Here is a 16,212-nt window from a genome sequence, read left to right on the forward strand (position 1 = left end):
CGCTCGAGCGGTTCGGATCCCCGTCGAACTCCACCGCGCAGCCCGAACGAATTCGACGGAGATTTCGCCGGAATCGACCCTAAAAACTCCGAAAAGGCAGTTTCATCCAAGAATCTCCGTCGAATTCGCTTACCGGACGCGGAGCCCCGCCGTGATGAACGGCATCCACGCGGTGCGGGCGGCTCTGGGCCCCGGGAGCGCCTCCATCGTTCGATGAAGGCGCACGGACCTGACCGGGCTACTTCTTGCCCTGAGCGCGCCGTTCGGAGCGATTGACCGGAGCGGGCTTCGAGTCGTCGCCGCGCTGGCCGAACGCGCCGCGCTGGGGCGGTCCGGCCACCACGTCCGTCTCCGCTTCATCGGCGGGGGCCGCGGCGCTCGCCCGGCGGGCACGGTCGGTAGCGGCCTGCTGGATCTGTCCGCGCTGGTTGCGTACTTCGACTCCGCCCGAATCGCTCGGGGCGGTGTAGCTGAGCTTCTCACCCGCGGCCGCGGCCGGGGCGAGTCCCTTGGCGGCGACGATGGGACCGGCGACGGCGCCGGGGGCCTGGCTGACCTCGACCTCGAGGTTGAACAGGAAACCGACGGTCTCCTCGCGGATCTGGCCCATCATCTGCTGGAACATGACGAAGCCCTCGCGCTGGTACTCCACCAGGGGGTCGCGCTGGGCCATGGCGCGCAGGCCGATGCCGTCCTTCAGATAGTCCATCTCGTAAAGGTGCTCGCGCCAGCGGCGGTCGATGACCGACAAGACGACGCGGCGCTCGAGTTCACGCATCGCCGGTGAACCCAGCGACTCTTCTCGGTGCAGGTAAGCGACCTTGGCATCCGAGAGAATCTCACGGCGCATGAAGTCGCGGTTGATCTTGCCGCGGTTGCCGGCCTCGGCGACGACCTCGTCAATGGTCAGTCCCACCGGGTACAGCGTCTTGAGCTCGGTCCACAGGGCATCGAAGTCCCAGTCGTCGCCGTTGCCTTCGCCTGTGTGCACCTCGAGGACCTCGTCGACGACGTCTTCCAGGAAGCGCTGCGTGCGCTCGTGGAGGTCGTCGCCCTCCAGGATGTGCCGGCGGTCGCCGTAGATCGCCTCGCGCTGACGGTTCAGAACGTCGTCATACTTGAGCACGTTCTTGCGGATCTCGGCGTTGCGGCCCTCGACCTGCGCCTGCGCGCTACGGATGGCTCGACTGACGACCTTGGATTCGATCGCCATGTCATCGGGAATCCCCTGGCGGCCCATCAGGCTCTCGGCGGCCCCGGCGTTGAAGAGGCGCATCAGGTCGTCGGTCAGCGACAGGTAGAAGCGGCTCTCGCCCGGGTCACCCTGGCGTCCGCTACGACCGCGCAGCTGGTTGTCGATGCGGCGCGACTCGTGCCGTTCGGTGCCGAGCACGTAGAGGCCGCCGGCGTCGACGACCTTCGCGGCCTCCACGGCGACCTCGGCCTTGACGGCGTCGAACACGTCGTCCCAGGCGGTCTCGTAGTCCTCGGGGGTTTCGACCGGGCTCAGGCCTTTCGCGTTCATCTGGGCGACGGCGAGGAACTCGGCGTTGCCGCCGAGCATGACGTCTGTGCCTCGACCGGCCATGTTGGTGGCGACGGTCACCGAGCCCAGACGTCCGGCCTGCGCGACGATCGCGGCCTCCCGGGCATGGTTCTTGGCGTTGAGCACCTCGTGCCGCACGCCTTTCTTGGCGAGCAAGCGCGACAGGTATTCGCTCTTCTCGACGCTCGTCGTGCCGACCAGGACCGGCTGCCCCTTCTCGTGCCGGGCGACGATATCCTCGACGACCTGGCCGAACTTGGCCTCTTCGTTCTTGTAGATCAGGTCTGACTGGTCGATGCGCTTCATCGGCTTGTTCGTGGGGATGGACACCACGCCGAGCTTGTACGTGCTCATGAACTCGGCCGCCTCGGTCTCCGCGGTACCGGTCATGCCGGACAGCTTCGAGTAGAGCCGGAAGTAGTTCTGCAGGGTGACCGTCGCCAGGGTCTGGTTCTCCGCCTTGACCGCGACGCCCTCCTTGGCCTCGATCGCCTGGTGGATACCCTCGTTGTAGCGACGGCCCATCAGGATGCGCCCGGTGTGCTCATCGACGATCAGCACCTCGCCGTTCATCACGACGTAGTCCTTGTCTTTCTTGAACAGGGCGTTGGCCTTGATCGCATTGTTCAGGAAGGAGATCAGCGGGGTGTTCGCGGACTCGTAGAGGTTGTCGATGCCGAGGTAGTCCTCGACCTTTTCGATGCCGGGTTCCAGCACGCCCACGGTGCGCTTCTTCTCGTCGACCTCGAAGTCGACGTCGGGGATGAGCTTGGTCGACAGGCTCGCGAACTCGGTGAACCAACGGTTGGCCTCGCCGGAGGCAGGACCGGAGATGATCAGGGGCGTGCGCGCCTCGTCGATCAGGATCGAGTCGACCTCATCGACGATGGCGAAGTAGTGCCCGCGCTGCACCATGTCGGAGGACTGCCAGGCCATGTTGTCGCGCAGGTAGTCGAACCCGAACTCGTTGTTCGTGCCGTAGGTGATGTCGGCCAGGTACTGCTCGTGGCGCTGGGCCGGCGTCTGGCCGGACAGGATGCAGCCGGTGGTCATGCCGAGGGCACGGAACACGCGACCCATCAGCTCGCTCTGGTAGCTGGCGAGGTAATCGTTGACCGTGATGATGTGCACGCCGCGGCTGGTGATGGCGTTCAGGTAGGCCGCCGTCGTGGCCACGAGGGTCTTGCCCTCACCGGTCTTCATTTCGGAGATGTTGCCGAGGTGCAGGGCCGCCCCGCCCATCAGCTGCACATCAAAGTGGCGCAGTCCCAGGGTGCGGGTCGAGGCTTCACGCACGGCGGCGAACGCCTCGGGCAGTAAGTCGTCCAGCGACTCACCGCCCGAGTAGCGCTCACGCAGCACCACGGTCTCGTTCTTCAACTCCTCATCGGTGAGGTGGCTGAAGTCATCTTCCAACGCATTGGTGGCCTTCGCATACTGCTCGAGACGGCGCAGCAGACGCCCTTCACCAACACGAAGTACTTTTTCCAGAATTGAGGCCACGAATGCACTCCACTAGTCGTCACGGCGTGTGCACACGCCTGTCGTCGTTGCCGCACGCTCACAACGTCCGGCATGCGGCAACTATAACAAGGCTGGATGGTCAGTTGCTGCGCTCCCGAGAGGGCGGCACGACCTCCCCGGCCTCATCGGCGTTCTCGTCCAGTTCGATCACGCCGTAGTCCCAGCCCTTGCGACGGTAGACGACGCTCGGACGCTTGGTTACGGCATCCTGGAACAGGTAGAAGTCGTGGCCGACGAGTTCCATGAAGTAGAGGGCGTCGTCGACGGTCATCGGTGCGGCCGCGAAAACCTTGCGGCGGATGACGACGGGGTTGTAGACGTCGTCCGGTTCTTCGGTTGCCGGCGTCTCCGCGTTCACGACGGGGATTGCTCCGGTGCGCACCCGCTCGAGCACCTCGGCGTCGGCCGGCTTGATGTCGACCACGCTGAAATCGACGGATGCCGCGTCGTGCAACGAGATGGGACGGTGGGCCCCGCCGCGGTGCAGCTTCTGGCGGTCCTTGGCGCGGCGCACCCGTTCGAGCAACCGCCCCAGGGCGACGTCGAACGCCGCGTACTTGTCGGAGCCGTCGGCTTCGGCTCGAACGATCGGCCCCTTGCCGATCAGGGTCAGTTCGACCCGGTCGTTGCCCGTGGCGCCGTTCTTCTCCCGGTGGCGACTCAGCTTGATCTCGAGAGCCAGCGCCTTCTCGGCAAGACCGGCGACCTTCTCGGCCTTCTCGGTGGCATACTCGCGGAAACGATCAGTGATCCCTAGGTTTCGTCCAACGATGTTAATTTCCATGACGACCTCCAGATCTGGCGAACCGCCCGTATCTGGGCGATTATTACGCGCCTTCACGACCCACCGTAGCCGTGCGCGCCGGATAAGTCACAGCCTTTTGTCAATCTGTTTTCGATGTACTTTCGGCAACGGGGAAACGACGCCGTGTTTCCGCCAGAGTGGCCACGCCGACGACCTCGCCGCCCGCAGCGAGCAGGGCACGTCGCACCTCGAGCACGGTTGCCCCAGTGGTCAGGATGTCGTCGACGACCAGGATACGGAGGCCGAACAGCGACCGGTTCGCGACCAGCGAACCCGTTCGATTCCGGCCTCGCTCTGCGCTGCCCAGTCCGACCTGGTCCTGCGTCTCGCCCACGGTACGGAGCAACCGAGTCGGCCGGAGCCCCGAGTGACGGAGCAGCAGCTCCACCGGGTGATAGCCACGGATGCGCCACGCCTGCTGTGACGAGGGGACGGTCACGAGGTGCACCCCGGCACCCTCCGGTATGGTGGCCAGCGCCGCAGCCACGGCGACCCGGAGCGGACCGGCCAGCGCGCCGGCGGCATCCGTTCGGCCACCGTCCTTGAACGCTCCCAGGACCCGCCTGGCCACGCCGGAGTAGTCCAAAGCGGACCACACCAGGACACCCGATCGTTCGGAGCTGTGCGCCCGCGGTGCCAGGGCTGCCCGGCAGACCCCGCACAGGGCCCGGTCGGGCATGCCGCAGCCGCTGCACTCGGTGGGCATCAGAACTGCCCACGCGTCGAGGGCAGCCCGGGAGAGGCCGGCTGGAGGGCGCATCCCGCCATCGTGGGGCCAGGCCCGGCCGGCCCGGGCGCGGGGCTCGAACCGGTGCAGAACCGGCTTCCGCACGATCGGTGGAGGGGCTACCCGCCGATGCCCTGCTGGGTGGCCAGGAGGGTGACACCGCCGAGTCGTTCCTGCCAGCCGGCACCGCGCTGCACCAGGAGACCGCCCGTGGACGAGAGCGCACGCAGGTCGCGCAGGTTGTTGCTGCCGACCATGGTGACGCTGTCCGGCGCGGACTCGAGGCGCGTGGTGAGTCCACCCAGCTGCAAGGCCACGATCCGTCCCTCACCGCTGGGGAGGCGGGTCAGGCAGGCCACGGTGAGTTCGTCGATCCAGGCCGCGTCCACGGCCGTGCCTCCCGGCGCGGCCAGAAGCACCGCGTCGCCCAGCGCGACCGGGGTGCTCTTGTCCCGGGTGATGGCGCTGACGACAAATCGGCTGTCCTTGCCCGACTGGAGCAGGGCGATCAGCCGAGTGCCGTCCCGCGACACGCGCAACGACTGGATCGCCGAGACTTCCGGCCACGGTGTAGGGACGGCGGTCGCTTCGCCGTTCGGGCCGTACACGAACAGTTCACCGGGGCGGGCGGCGGGCACCGACCAGACGAAGCCGTAATTGTCGATGGCAGGCGCGATCAGCCCCTGGCGGGGATCGAGCTGCACCGGGTCGTCACCGACCCTGACGCCGTACACTCCCGCTCCCGTCAGCACGGCGGCCGCGGTCTGACCGGGCGAGAGGGTGACGGAGGTCGGGTCCAGGGCGACGATCGAGCCGGACAATCCGGCGATCGGGCTGATCGAGGAACCGCTTGCCGCCAGGAATCCGAATTCGCCCTCGCGCAGGATCAGCGCCCGGGCGTCGACGCGGGAATTCGCGGTCGGGGCGTTCGCACTCAACTCGGCGATGTCCTGCAGGTTGCGGTTGACGGTGATGGTGGCGGACAGCCCGGGCGGAAGGCTGTTGGACAGTTGGGCCTTCATTCGCTGCAGGGTGACCCGGTCGGCGTTCAGCGCTTCGCTGTTGAGGTCGACCTTGGCATCCCTGGCGATGACCTGCACGGCATCGGCGGTGAGCTTGGTGCCGTCGGGGAACGCCGTCACGACGGCTCCGGTGAACCAGGGGCTCGGGCCGTCGAGCAGTCCGTTGACGATCTTCGTCAGAGTAGCCCCACTGCGCGGGTACCAGCGCAGATCGGGCACCAGGTAGCTGAAGCCCGGGTCGAAGAAGTAGAGCGCCTGGGCGGTGAAGACATCTTGAAAGATATTCCGATCGACGACCGTGCCGTTCGGGGCCGCGCCGATGCGCCACTGGCCGCCGACCTGCACGAACTGGTAGCGCAACGCCACCGCGGTGGGCGACTCGACCTCGCGGTACTCGCCGCGCTCATCCACCTCGGCGACCGGATTCACCGAGAACTGCATCTGACCCTCGCCGACGGAGACGATGCTGCGCCCGGTGGCGTCGTCGATGGTCACCCCGGAGTCGGGCTCCCAGGAGCTGCTGTAGTTCGGAGCCAGGAACTCCCGCGCTATCGCGTAGTCGTTGTCGGGGCTCGTCGCCGCGTCGATGAAGCCGCGCAGGATCGCCTCGGGGGTGGCGTCCTTCTGCGGTCGCGAGGGCAGGAACACGGGTGCCGGGGTGGCGCCGGGCTGCACGGTCTGCCCCGCGCGCACGCCTCCGTCGCGCGGGATTCCCGCGCATCCGGTCAGGGCCACCGCGAGCGCGACCAGGCCAGCGAACATCCGGGTTCGACTACGCATAGTGCCCTCCCGTTTCTCCGGCGGCCGTGCCGCCGCCTGCATCGGCCGGGGGCAGCGGGCTCGGCGAGCTCGACAGCGTTCCGTTCGCGCTGCGCGGCAGGGTTAGCCGGAAGCACGACCCCTCCCCCGGGTGCGACCAGACCTGCAGCCAGCCGCCGTGCACGACGGCGTCTTCGAGGGAGATCGACAGGCCGAGGCCGGTGCCGCCGATGGTGCGCTTGCGCGACGGGTCGGCCCGCCAGAACCGGTCGAAAACGTGGGCCATCTCGGCCTGGCTCATACCCATGCCGTAGTCGCGCACCGACAGGGCCACCGCGCTCTCGTTGCTGTCGACGGACACGATGATCGGCTTGCCCTCTCCGTGCTCGATGGCATTGCCGATCAGGTTGTGCATGATGCGGCGGATGCGGCGGGGATCGACGTCCGCGTCGAGGTGCCCGCCCGGTGCCACCAGGGTCAGCACCGTGCCCTTGGAGTCGCCGAGCGAGCGCAACCCTTCGATGGCGTCCTCGGCCAGGTGCACCAGGTTCGTGGGCTCAGTCTCCAGCTGCACCGACCCGGCGTCGTATTTGCTGATCTCGAGCAGGTCGCTCAGCAGCAGCTCGAAGCGCTCGACCTGCGTGTGCAGGAGCTCGGCCGTGCGTTCGACCGCCGGCGGGAACGTGGCACGGTGGTCATAGAGAACGTCGCCGGCCAACCGGATCGTCGTCAGCGGGGTGCGCAGCTCGTGCGAGACGTCCGACACGAAGCGCTGCTGCACCTCGGACAGGTCGGCGAGTTCCTTGATCTGGCTCTGCAGGCTGTCCGCCATGCCGTTGAAGGAACGGGCCAGCGTCGCGATGACGTCTTCACCTTTTTCCGGGATGCGCACGCCGAGGTCACCGGAGGCCAGCCGCGCGCTGGTGGCCGCGGCCACGCGGATCGGGGTGACCACGAAGCGCACTACAATCCAGGTCACACCACCGATCAGAAGGATCAGCACCAGGCCGGCGATGCCGAGGGTTCGCTGCACGAAAGCCAGGGTTGCCTCGGCGTCGGCCAGGCTGTACCCGATGTACAGCTCGTACCGGCCGGCGACCGGCACGGTGAGCTGGGAACCGACGACGATGCCGGGAACCAGCGCGCCGTCATCCGTCGCAAGCGTCACCGACTGCCAAAACTGCTCCCCGGCTTTCTCCTGCACCTGGAGGCGGAGAGCGGGCGTGATCACGCCGGTCGAATCACCGAATGACGAGGAGTCCTGCGGCGCCACAGTGGAGGCGTCCTGCCCGGGAGACCGGAAGATGGCGATCATCTGGGACGAGGATGCCGCGGTAATCAGGGTGCGGGCGGAGCCCACCAGGGTCTGCACCTCCACCCGGTCCGCGGCGTCGGAGGCGTCGAAGATGCCCTGGGCGGCGGTCGTGGCCCGGTTCGAGTCGACGAGCACCTGGTTCAGTCTTGATTGAAACAGGTCGTTGCCCACACTCGCGGAGATGTAGACCCCGACCACCATGATGGCCACCCCGGACAGCGCCACCGTGATGGTCACCGTGCGGAACTGCAGCGAGGAACGCCACAGTCCGCCGATCCTGGCCGGCCAGTCCCGCCAGTCCCGCCAGTCCCGCCACACGCTGCGGTCGTTACCGGTGCCACCGAACACGAGGAACCTAGCCGGCCGCGCCGGCCCGATAGCCGACCCCGCGCACCGTCATGACGATGCGCGGGTTGTCCGGGTCGTCTTCGACCTTGGCGCGCAAACGCTGCACGTGCACGTTGACGAGGCGGGTGTCCGCCTTGTAGTGGTAGCCCCAGACCTGCTCCAGGAGCATTTCCCGGGTAAAGACCTGCTGGGGCTTGGACGCAAGTGCCAGCAGCAGGTCGAATTCGAGCGGGGTGAGGTTGATCTGCCGCGAACCGCGCCGCACCTCGTGCCCGGCGGCATCGACGACCAGGTCCCCGATCTGCAGGTTGGCGGGGGTCTCCGATGAAATCGGGCGCAGGCGCGTGCGGATCCGGGCGACCAGTTCCTTCGGGTTGAACGGCTTGACCATGTAATCGTCAGCGCCGGACTCGAGGCCCTTCACGACATCCGTCGTGTCGGTTCGCGCGGTCAGCATGATGATGGGCGTGCCGGATTCGGCGCGGATCAGGCTGCAGACCTCGATGCCGTCGAGGCCGGGCAGCATCAGGTCCAGCAGGACCAGATCGGGCTTGACGGCGCGAAAGACCTCCAGGGCCAGGGAGCCGTCGGCGCAGAAGACCGGCTCGAAGCTCTCCGCGTGCAGCACTATGCCGATCATCTCGGCCAGCGCGGTGTCGTCGTCTACGACTAGAATGCGTGCGTTCATCAAACCGTTTTCCACTCAGTCACCCAAAATACCCCGGTGAGTCATGCAATCACTGGCTCAAGAGTAGTCGACGGCGCCGCAGGAAAGCTCAACGCGCTCATTCCACACCGAGGTATGCCAGCATAGGTTTCGTGACCGACCCGCAGAACTGGCACTCCCCGACCGATGACGGGCGCAGCATCCCGGTCGGCGACGAGCAAAAACCGCCCCTCGCGCCCGCCGGTTTTGTGCCCCCGGCAAAACCGACCGCTGCTCCCGGCGCGAATACGCCGCCGGTCTGGGGTCCCCCACCGACCTGGACGCCGCCACCCAGACCGGGACTGATCCCTCTGCGCCCGCTGGGTTTCGGAACCCTGCTGTGGGCGCCGTTCCAGGTTCTGCGTCGCAACCCGAAGGCGACCTTCGGCAGCGCGCTGCTCGTTCAGGCGGGCGTCGCCCTGATCGCCGTCGTCATCGTGGGTCTGGTCTCCTACTTCGCGCTCGCACGGGTGGAGAACTCTCCACTGGAGGACCGCGACGTGCTCGAGGCCGGCGCGACCCTCAGCATTGTGCTCTCGGCCATCGTGCCGCTGGCTCTGGCGGTGGTCGCATCCGCTCTGTTGCAGGGCGTCATCGTGATCGAGGTGGCCCGGGCCACGCTCGGAGAGAAGCTGCGGCTGGGCGCCCTGTGGCGCGCCGTGCTGCCACGCCTCTGGCCGCTGGTGCTCTGGACCCTGATGCTGAGTTCGGCCCTGATTGCGGCCATCGCCCTCGTGGCCGGACTGGTGGTGTTCTTCGCCTCCCTCGGCGGAGCGGGCGTGGGTCTGGCGGTGGTCACCGGCATCCTCGGTACGGTCGCCCTTCTCGCGCTCGGCATCTGGCTGTTCACGAAGACCTCGCTCGTGCCGAGCATGATCGTGTTGGAACGGCTCGGCATCCGGGCGGCGGTGGGGCGGTCCTGGTCGCTGACCCGCGGCTACTTCTGGCGCACGTTCGGCGTGCAGTTCTTGGTCGCGACGGTCGTGAACGTCGTCTCCCAGATTGTGACGACGCCGCTGTCGCTCCTGTTCGGTGCCGCCATCTCCGTGGTCGACCCGAACGCCGCCTTCGATGCGTACCTCCCGTCAGTGATCCTGTACGTTCTGACCATCCTCATCGGCCTGGTGCTCGGCGCCGTAGCAGCCGTGGTGCAGTCGGCCGCGACCGCCCTGATCTACATCGATCTGCGGATGCGCAAGGAAGGCCTCGACCTCGAGCTGGCCCGATTCGTCGAATCGGCCGCCGGCGCCGGTGTAGACCCCTACCGGTCGAAGCCGGCACACGCCTCGGAGACTGCCTGAGCATGATCGCAGGGTCGCACATCCACACGGTGATCCGGGCGGCGATACCGGTCGATCCCGGCGCGCCCGAAGCGCGGAAGTGGCTGCGGGAAGAGCTGGCCAAGGCTCCGTACGAGGCCGCCAAGCCCACCTGGTTCGACCGGTTGTCGACATCGATTCTGGACTGGTTCGCCTCCCTCACCGCGCCCTCGGCCGACGGTTTCGCCGCCTGGGTGCCCCTGCTCCTGACCGTGGCCGTGGTGGTCCTGGTCGTCGCCGCCCTCCTCATTTTCGGCCTGCCCCGGCTCAACCGGCGCAGCCGGCTCGCGTCCGACCTCTTCGGCGTCGACGACCGTCGCGGCGCCGTCGACCTGCGTCGTGCCGCGCTGGCCGCCGCCTCCCACCGGGACTGGAACCTGGCGAGTGCCGAGATGTTCCGGGCGCTGGCGCGCGGACTGTCCGAGCGCACCATCCTGATCGTGACGCCGGGCACCACCGCGCACTCCTTCGCGGCGCGGGCCGCCGAGGCCTTTCCCGGCGAACGGGTGCGACTGAGCGAGGCGGCCGAGCTCTTCGACGGGGTGCGCTACCTGGGGGTCGACGGCACCGAGCAGCGCTTCCTGGCCCTGGCGGCGCTCGAGAGCGACCTGCGGGCCGCCCGGCCGCCGCACCTCGAGGACCCAGCCCCGACGAAGCAGCCATGAGTCTTCTCACACAAACGGCCTCACAGTCGGCCGAAAACGCCGTCTCCTCCACACCAACCCTGCGCGAAGCCGGACGCCGGGCGCGGTACTGGCTGCTCGCCGGCGTCAGCGCACTGATCGTCGCCGTCGTCAGCACCGTCCTCGCTGCGGGCGGCGGCGTGGGCGGTAAGCCCCTCGAGGCCGACAGCGCGGCCCCAGCCGGCGCGCGGGCGCTCGTCGAGGTACTCCGCCGACAGGGTGTCAACGTCACCGCCGCCGACACCCTCGCGGAGGCGCGGAGCCTGGCCGGCGCCGCCGCCAACTCCACCGTGTTCTTCTTCGACGAGAGCGGCTACCTCACCGACGACCAGCTGAGCGCGATGTCCGCCCTGGCCCCGCGCACGGTGGTGGCCTCCCCCGATTTCCTGGCGCTGCAGACGCTGATCCCCTCGGTGGGCTTCGGCGGCGTGTCCCAGACCGCGGTGTCCCGTGCCGCCTGCACGGTCGCGGCCGCGGTCAAGGCCGACAAGCTCTCCCCCGGCGGCTCCACACTCACGATCCCGGCCGACGACGCCGAGCTGAGCGGATGCTTCACCTCGGGAGAGAACGCCTTCGCCCTGGTCGAACAGGCAACCGCCGACCGGACCCTCACCCTGCTCGCCGACGGCACCCTGTTCAGCAACGAGAAGATCGGCCAGGCCGGCAATGCCGCTCTCGCACTCAACCTGCTGGGCGCGGGGGACGACCTCGTCTGGTACCTGCCCACGATCGCCGATGTGCCGGGAACCGGAACGCCGTCGCTCGGCGAACTGACGCCCGGTTGGGTTACCCCGACCCTGATCCTGCTGGTGCTGGTCACCGTGGCCGCGGCCGTCTGGCGTGGGCGGCGCTTCGGGCCTCTCGTCGCCGAGAACCTGCCGGTCACCGTGCGGGCCAGCGAGACGATGGAAGGACGGGCCCGGCTCTACGCGCGCAGCAACGCCCGTCTGCGCGCCCTCGACGCACTGCGGGTGGGCGCCGTGCAGCGCCTTGCCGGCCAGGTCGGGTTGTCGCGGCTGGCGAGCCTCGACGATGTGATCGCCATGGTGGCCACCGTGGTCGACCGGCCGCCGGCCGACGTTCGGACCGTGCTGGTGGACGCCGTTCCGGCATCCGACTCCGATCTCGTCGCCCTCTCCGACCGCATCCAGGAAATTGAGCGGGCCACGGCCCGCGCGACCACGCCCCTGCCACCCGGAAGAATGGACTCATGAGCACTCATACCCCTGTCGATACCCTGCGAGGCTCCCTCGCCCAAGTCCGTACCGAGGTCGGCAAGGCCGTCGTCGGACAGGACGGCGCGGTAACCGGGCTGATCATCGCGCTGCTCGCCCGCGGCCACGTGCTGCTCGAGGGTGTGCCGGGCGTCGCCAAGACCCTCCTGGTGCGGTCCCTGAGCCACTCGCTCAGCCTGGAGACGAAACGGGTGCAGTTCACGCCGGACCTGATGCCGGGCGACGTGACCGGCTCACTCGTCTACGACGCCCGGGTGGGCAACTTCGAGTTCCGCAAGGGCCCCGTCTTCACCAACATCCTGCTGGCCGACGAGATCAACCGCACCCCGCCGAAAACCCAGTCGGCCCTCCTTGAGGCGATGGAGGAACGCCAGGTCAGCGTCGACGGGCGCTCCCTCCCGCTACCGGACCCGTTCATCGTCGCGGCGACCATGAACCCGATCGAATATGAGGGCACCTACACGCTGCCCGAGGCCCAGCTCGACCGGTTCCTGCTCAAGCTCGTGCTCGACGTGCCGGAGCGCGACGCGGAATTCGAGGTGCTGCGGCGCCACGCTGAGGGCTTCAACCCCCGCGATCTGGCCGGTGCGGGCGTCACCGCGGTTCTCGGCGCGGAGGAGCTGAAGACGGCCCAGGCCGCCGTGGCATCCGTGGGCGCCAGTCCGGACGTTCTCGCCTACATCGTCGACCTGGCCCGCGCAACGAGAAGCAGTCCGTCGGTCAAGCTCGGCGTCAGCCCGCGCGGCACGACCGCGCTCCTCGCCGCGGCCAAGGCGTGGGCCTGGCTGAGCGGCTATGACTCGATCACCCCCGACCATGTGCAGGCGATGGTGCTGCCGGTCTGGCGGCACCGCGTGCAGCTGCGGCCGGAGGCGGAACTCGAGGGCGTGTCCGTGGACGCGATCCTGCGTGCCGTGCTCGCCCAGGTGCAGGTGCCGATCTAAGTGACGCTCACCGGTCGGTTCGTTGCCCTCCTCGCGCTCGGCGTCGTGCCGATCGTGATACTCGGGAGTACCCCGGGGATGGCGACGGCCGTGCTGGGACTATGGGTGCTCGCCCTGGTGGGTCTCGGCATCCTGGACCTGGCCCAGGCCGGATCGCCGCGGAAGATCGTGCTCTCCCGCAGCATGCCCTCCCGGGTGCGCCTGGGCGAAAGCGTGACGAGCGACCTGTACCTGACCAACACCGGGGGTCGACGACTGACCATGGTGGTGCGGGATGCCTGGCAGCCGTCAGCCGGGACGGGCAACAACCGCACGCCGCTGGTGCTGCCTCCTGGCGAACGACGGCTGGCGTCGCTGCGAATGACGCCCACCCGGCGCGGTGAACGCCGGGTGGACCAGGTCACGGTGCGCTCGTTCGGGCCGCTCGGGCTGTGGGCCCGTCAGGCCACCCTCCGGGCACCGGGCCAGATTCGGGTGCTCCCGCCCTTCAACTCGCGCAAGCACCTGCCGTCGCGCATGACCCGACTCAAGGAGCTCGACGGGCGCACCAGCCTGCTCGTGCGCGGCCAAGGCACCGAGTTCGACTCCATTCGCGAATACGTGCGCGGAGACGACGTACGCTCGATCGACTGGCGGGCCACGGCCCGGCACAACGACGTCATGGTGCGCACCTGGCGCCCCGAACGGGACCGCCGGGTGGTCATCCTGATCGACAGCGGCCGCACCTCGGCCGCGCGCATCGACGACGAGCCGCGCCTCGACACGGCTTTCGAGGCGTCGCTGCTGCTCGCCGCGCTGGCGGCCGGGGCCGGCGACCACGTGGACTTCATCGCCTACGACCGTCGGGTGCGCGGCCGCGTGCAGGGTGCGCAGGGAGCGGAGCTCCTTTCGCGCATGGTCGACACCATGGCCCTGATCGAACCGGAGCTGATCGAGACTGACTGGTCGGCCGTTCCCGGGGAGGTGCGCGCGGTGACGAGCCGCCGGGCCTTGGTCGTACTGATCACGTCGATCGACGCGGCCGGAGCCTCGAGCGCCCTACTGTCGGTGCTCCCCCAGTTGACCCGCAGAAACACCGTGATCGTCGCATCCGTCACCGACCCAACCACCCTGGAGGCCACGCGCCCGCGCGGCAACCGGGAGGAGATCTACCGGGCGGCGGCCGCCGAACGGGCACTGCTCGACGTGGCCAGGGTCTCGGCCGCCATCCGACGCCAGGGCGCCGAGGTCGTCACCGGCTCCCCCGCCGACCTGCCACCCGCACTGGCCGACCGCTATATCGCGCTCAAGGCCGCCGGCCGGCTCTAGGCGCTAGGCCGCGTAGATCCGAGTGCTGCCGGCCTCGAATTCGGCCAGGTCGCCGGTCTCACCCGCCCGCACGGCACGCCGGCCGAGCACGAGCATGTAGGCGAGGAAGGCGAGGAGGGCGGCCGCGCCGATCCCGATCTTCACCGGCCACGGCCACGGGGCCGGGGTGACGAAACCCTCGATCACCCCGGAGACGAAGAGCACGAAGACCAGACCGATGGCCACCGTCGAGAGGGCGCGGGCATCCTCGGCCAAAGCCTGCGCGCGACTGCGGGCCCCCGGGGCGATCCAGGCCCAGAAGATGCGCAGTCCACCTGCCGCGGCCACGAAAATAGCGGTCAGTTCGAGCATGCCGTGCGGTGCAATGTACAGGAAGAACACGTCGCCCTTGCCGTAGGCGAACATGACTGCGGCCGTGATGCCGACGTTCTGCGCGTTCTGCAGCACGATGTAGGGTACGTAGACGCCGAGGATCCCAAAGGCGATGGCCTGGGCGGCGATCCACGCGTTATTGGTCCAGACCAAGCCGGTGAAGGATGCCGCGGGATTCTCCGAATAGTAGTTGACGAAATCCTCGTTGACGAGTTTCTGCAGCTCGGCGTCGGAGCCGACGGCGGCCAGGGCCTCAGGGTTGCCGGAGATCCAGAAACCGTAGAGGCCCGCGACCACAATCGTCACTACCGCCACGGCAAGGGTCAGCCACCGTAGGCGGTAGAGGGCGGCTGGCAACTGCAGCACGAAAAAGCTCGGGATCTGGGAAACAACGTTCGCGCTCGCCCCCGTGAACCGCAGCCTCGCCCGGGACAGCGCCACCGAGAGCCGGTCACCCTCCAGCGTCGAACCGGCGGTCGACTTGATCGCCGACAGCTGGGTCGCGCCGGACTGGTACCGCTCGATCAGCTCGTCTGCCTGCGCGCCGGAGAGCCGCCGCTGCGTACCGAGCTCAGCCAGGCGGTCCCACTCGGCGCGGTGCGCCGCTGAATATGCGTCAAGGTCCATCTGCTCTAATAGTAGACATGGAGCAGCCCGGCAAGGTGGCCGATCACGGCCAGTATTCGTGGAGCGAGCAGGAATTGGTCACCGGCGAGGCCGTTGCCCTCGATGTAAGGGCGGCCAGCATCATCCTGCGCGCCGCCGGAACGATCATCGATTATGTTGCCTACATCCTCCTCTTCCTGGGGGTGGCCTTTCTTGTGGCCGGCCTCACGGGCGTGGCAATCGACGACGCACTCGGACGGGCGCTCGGGATCGCAGGCCTAGTGGTCTGCCTGCTCATCGTGCCGATGGCCGTCGAAACGGCCAGCGGCGGACGGTCCCTGGGCAAGCTCGCCATCGGCGCCCGCATCGTTCGCGACGACGGCGGCGCGATCCAGCTGCGCCACGCGTTCATCCGCGCCCTGCTGGGCATCATCGAGATCTACTTGACGTTCGGCGGCATCGCCGCCACCACTGCGCTTCTGAACAGCAAGTCCAAACGCCTGGGCGACCTGCTGGCCGGCACGTACAGCCAGCACGAGCGGGTGCCCCGCCTCACTGATCGAACCGTCCCGCTGCCGCCCGTGCTCGAGGCCTGGGCGCAGACGGTCGACATTGTGCGTCTCCCCGATCGCCTGTCCCGCCGCATCGCGCAGTTTCTCCGCCAGGCCGACAAGCTGACTCCGGCTACGCGGCTGCGCCTCGCAGACAGCCTGTCCACCGAGGCCGCCCCGTTCGTGTCGCCGAAGCCAGAGGTCCCGGCGGAGGTCTTCCTGGCCGGGGTCGCCGCGGTGCGCCGAAGCCGGGAGTCCACGGCGCTGAAGCTCGAGCGGGAGCGTCTCGACCGTCTTCAGCCCATTCTGCATAGCCTCCCGCACGGTTTCCCCCAGCGGTAGGGCAACGGACCTCTCCCCGGCCGTTCCCGCGACGTATCCGACGAAGAATGTGGCGCTGCCGCCCGCGGGGCGCCCTCGCACCAGAGCCCGTGTGTGTGTG

General features: G+C 68.4%; 13 protein-coding genes. 6 read left to right on the forward strand and 7 right to left on the reverse strand.

The genetic code is table 11. The features are described 5' to 3' along the window. Positions 1-238 precede the first annotated feature (238 nt). The 6 genes from secA to mtrA all read right to left on the reverse strand — a co-directional run bounded on the left by secA (position 239) and on the right by mtrA (position 8,734). Positions 239-3,049: a preprotein translocase subunit SecA gene (gene secA / locus E3T34_RS13490; protein ID WP_134343279.1), complete on the reverse strand. Its 2,811-nt coding sequence runs from the start codon at positions 3,047-3,049 to the stop codon at positions 239-241. Between the two features lie 100 nt (positions 3,050-3,149). After that, positions 3,150-3,854, reverse strand: coding sequence for a ribosome hibernation-promoting factor, HPF/YfiA family (gene hpf, locus E3T34_RS13495; RefSeq protein ID WP_104099847.1), 705 nt, complete (start codon positions 3,852-3,854; stop codon positions 3,150-3,152). Between the two features lie 100 nt (positions 3,855-3,954). Next, entirely contained in the window at positions 3,955-4,635 is a 681-nt protein-coding gene (locus tag E3T34_RS13500) for a ComF family protein (RefSeq protein ID WP_134343280.1), read from the reverse strand. 86 nt (positions 4,636-4,721) lie between these two features. Further along, a complete protein-coding gene (locus tag E3T34_RS13505) occupies positions 4,722-6,404 on the reverse strand; it encodes an LpqB family beta-propeller domain-containing protein (protein ID WP_166785905.1) in 1,683 nt (560 codons plus the stop codon). Further along, complete coding sequence (gene mtrB / locus E3T34_RS13510; protein WP_241977414.1) at positions 6,397-8,046, reverse strand: MtrAB system histidine kinase MtrB; 1,650 nt, start codon at positions 8,044-8,046, stop codon at positions 6,397-6,399. The genes E3T34_RS13505 and mtrB overlap by 8 nt, the downstream gene beginning before the upstream one ends. A 7-nt stretch (positions 8,047-8,053) precedes the next feature. After that, on the reverse strand, positions 8,054-8,734 hold the full coding sequence (mtrA, locus tag E3T34_RS13515) for an MtrAB system response regulator MtrA (protein WP_104099844.1): 681 nt from the start codon (positions 8,732-8,734) through the stop codon (positions 8,054-8,056). Between the two features lie 131 nt (positions 8,735-8,865). Between mtrA and E3T34_RS13520 the strand changes: the two genes are divergently transcribed. Genes E3T34_RS13520 through E3T34_RS13540 form a run of 5 tightly spaced genes read left to right on the forward strand, consistent with a single transcriptional unit; the run spans position 8,866 to position 14,241 of the window. Next, complete coding sequence (locus E3T34_RS13520) at positions 8,866-10,053, forward strand: hypothetical protein (protein ID WP_134343282.1); 1,188 nt, start codon at positions 8,866-8,868, stop codon at positions 10,051-10,053. A 2-nt stretch (positions 10,054-10,055) separates the two neighbouring features. After that, complete coding sequence (locus E3T34_RS13525; protein ID WP_134343283.1) at positions 10,056-10,736, forward strand: DUF4129 domain-containing protein; 681 nt, start codon at positions 10,056-10,058, stop codon at positions 10,734-10,736. Beyond that, entirely contained in the window at positions 10,733-11,968 is a 1,236-nt protein-coding gene (locus E3T34_RS13530) for a DUF4350 domain-containing protein (protein WP_134343284.1), read from the forward strand. Before E3T34_RS13525 ends, E3T34_RS13530 begins: the two co-directional genes overlap by 4 nt. Beyond that, the gene (locus E3T34_RS13535) at positions 11,965-12,933 is read left to right on the forward strand and encodes a MoxR family ATPase (RefSeq protein WP_134343285.1); all 969 of its coding nucleotides are present in this window, start codon (positions 11,965-11,967) and stop codon (positions 12,931-12,933) included. Before E3T34_RS13530 ends, E3T34_RS13535 begins: the two co-directional genes overlap by 4 nt. Beyond that, positions 12,934-14,241: a DUF58 domain-containing protein gene (locus E3T34_RS13540; RefSeq protein WP_134343286.1), complete on the forward strand. Its 1,308-nt coding sequence runs from the start codon at positions 12,934-12,936 to the stop codon at positions 14,239-14,241. A gap of 3 nt (positions 14,242-14,244) precedes the next feature. On the opposite strand, the gene E3T34_RS13545 is transcribed toward E3T34_RS13540, so the two are convergent. Then, positions 14,245-15,240, reverse strand: a complete 996-nt coding sequence (locus E3T34_RS13545; RefSeq protein WP_134343287.1) for a stage II sporulation protein M — start codon at positions 15,238-15,240, stop codon at positions 14,245-14,247. Positions 15,241-15,257: 17 nt separating this feature from the next. Here E3T34_RS13545 and E3T34_RS13550 point away from each other — a divergent pair, with 17 nt between their 5' ends. Next, the gene (locus E3T34_RS13550) at positions 15,258-16,112 is read left to right on the forward strand and encodes an RDD family protein (protein WP_134343288.1); all 855 of its coding nucleotides are present in this window, start codon (positions 15,258-15,260) and stop codon (positions 16,110-16,112) included. Positions 16,113-16,212: the final 100 nt, after the last annotated feature.

Origin of the sequence: Cryobacterium sp. TMT1-62, from assembly GCF_004403145.1 — a bacterium.
Lineage (GTDB): Bacteria > Actinomycetota > Actinomycetes > Actinomycetales > Microbacteriaceae > Cryobacterium > Cryobacterium sandaracinum.

Bases quoted from the DNA above. Each gene is read 5' to 3' on its own strand.
- E3T34_RS13535 (WP_134343285.1), top strand. From the start codon at position 11,965: ATGAGCACTCATACCCCTGTCGATACCCTGCGAGGCTCCCTCGCCCAA.
- E3T34_RS13525 (WP_134343283.1), top strand. From the start codon at position 10,056: ATGATCGCAGGGTCGCACATCCACACGGTGATCCGGGCGGCGATACCG.
- E3T34_RS13500 (WP_134343280.1), bottom strand. From the start codon at position 4,635: ATGCGCCCTCCAGCCGGCCTCTCCCGGGCTGCCCTCGACGCGTGGGCA.
- E3T34_RS13530 (WP_134343284.1), top strand. From the start codon at position 10,733: ATGAGTCTTCTCACACAAACGGCCTCACAGTCGGCCGAAAACGCCGTC.
- E3T34_RS13505 (WP_166785905.1), bottom strand. From the start codon at position 6,404: ATGCGTAGTCGAACCCGGATGTTCGCTGGCCTGGTCGCGCTCGCGGTG.
- mtrA (WP_104099844.1), bottom strand. From the start codon at position 8,734: ATGAACGCACGCATTCTAGTCGTAGACGACGACACCGCGCTGGCCGAG.
- E3T34_RS13545 (WP_134343287.1), bottom strand. From the start codon at position 15,240: ATGGACCTTGACGCATATTCAGCGGCGCACCGCGCCGAGTGGGACCGC.
- hpf (WP_104099847.1), bottom strand. From the start codon at position 3,854: ATGGAAATTAACATCGTTGGACGAAACCTAGGGATCACTGATCGTTTC.
- E3T34_RS13550 (WP_134343288.1), top strand. From the start codon at position 15,258: ATGGAGCAGCCCGGCAAGGTGGCCGATCACGGCCAGTATTCGTGGAGC.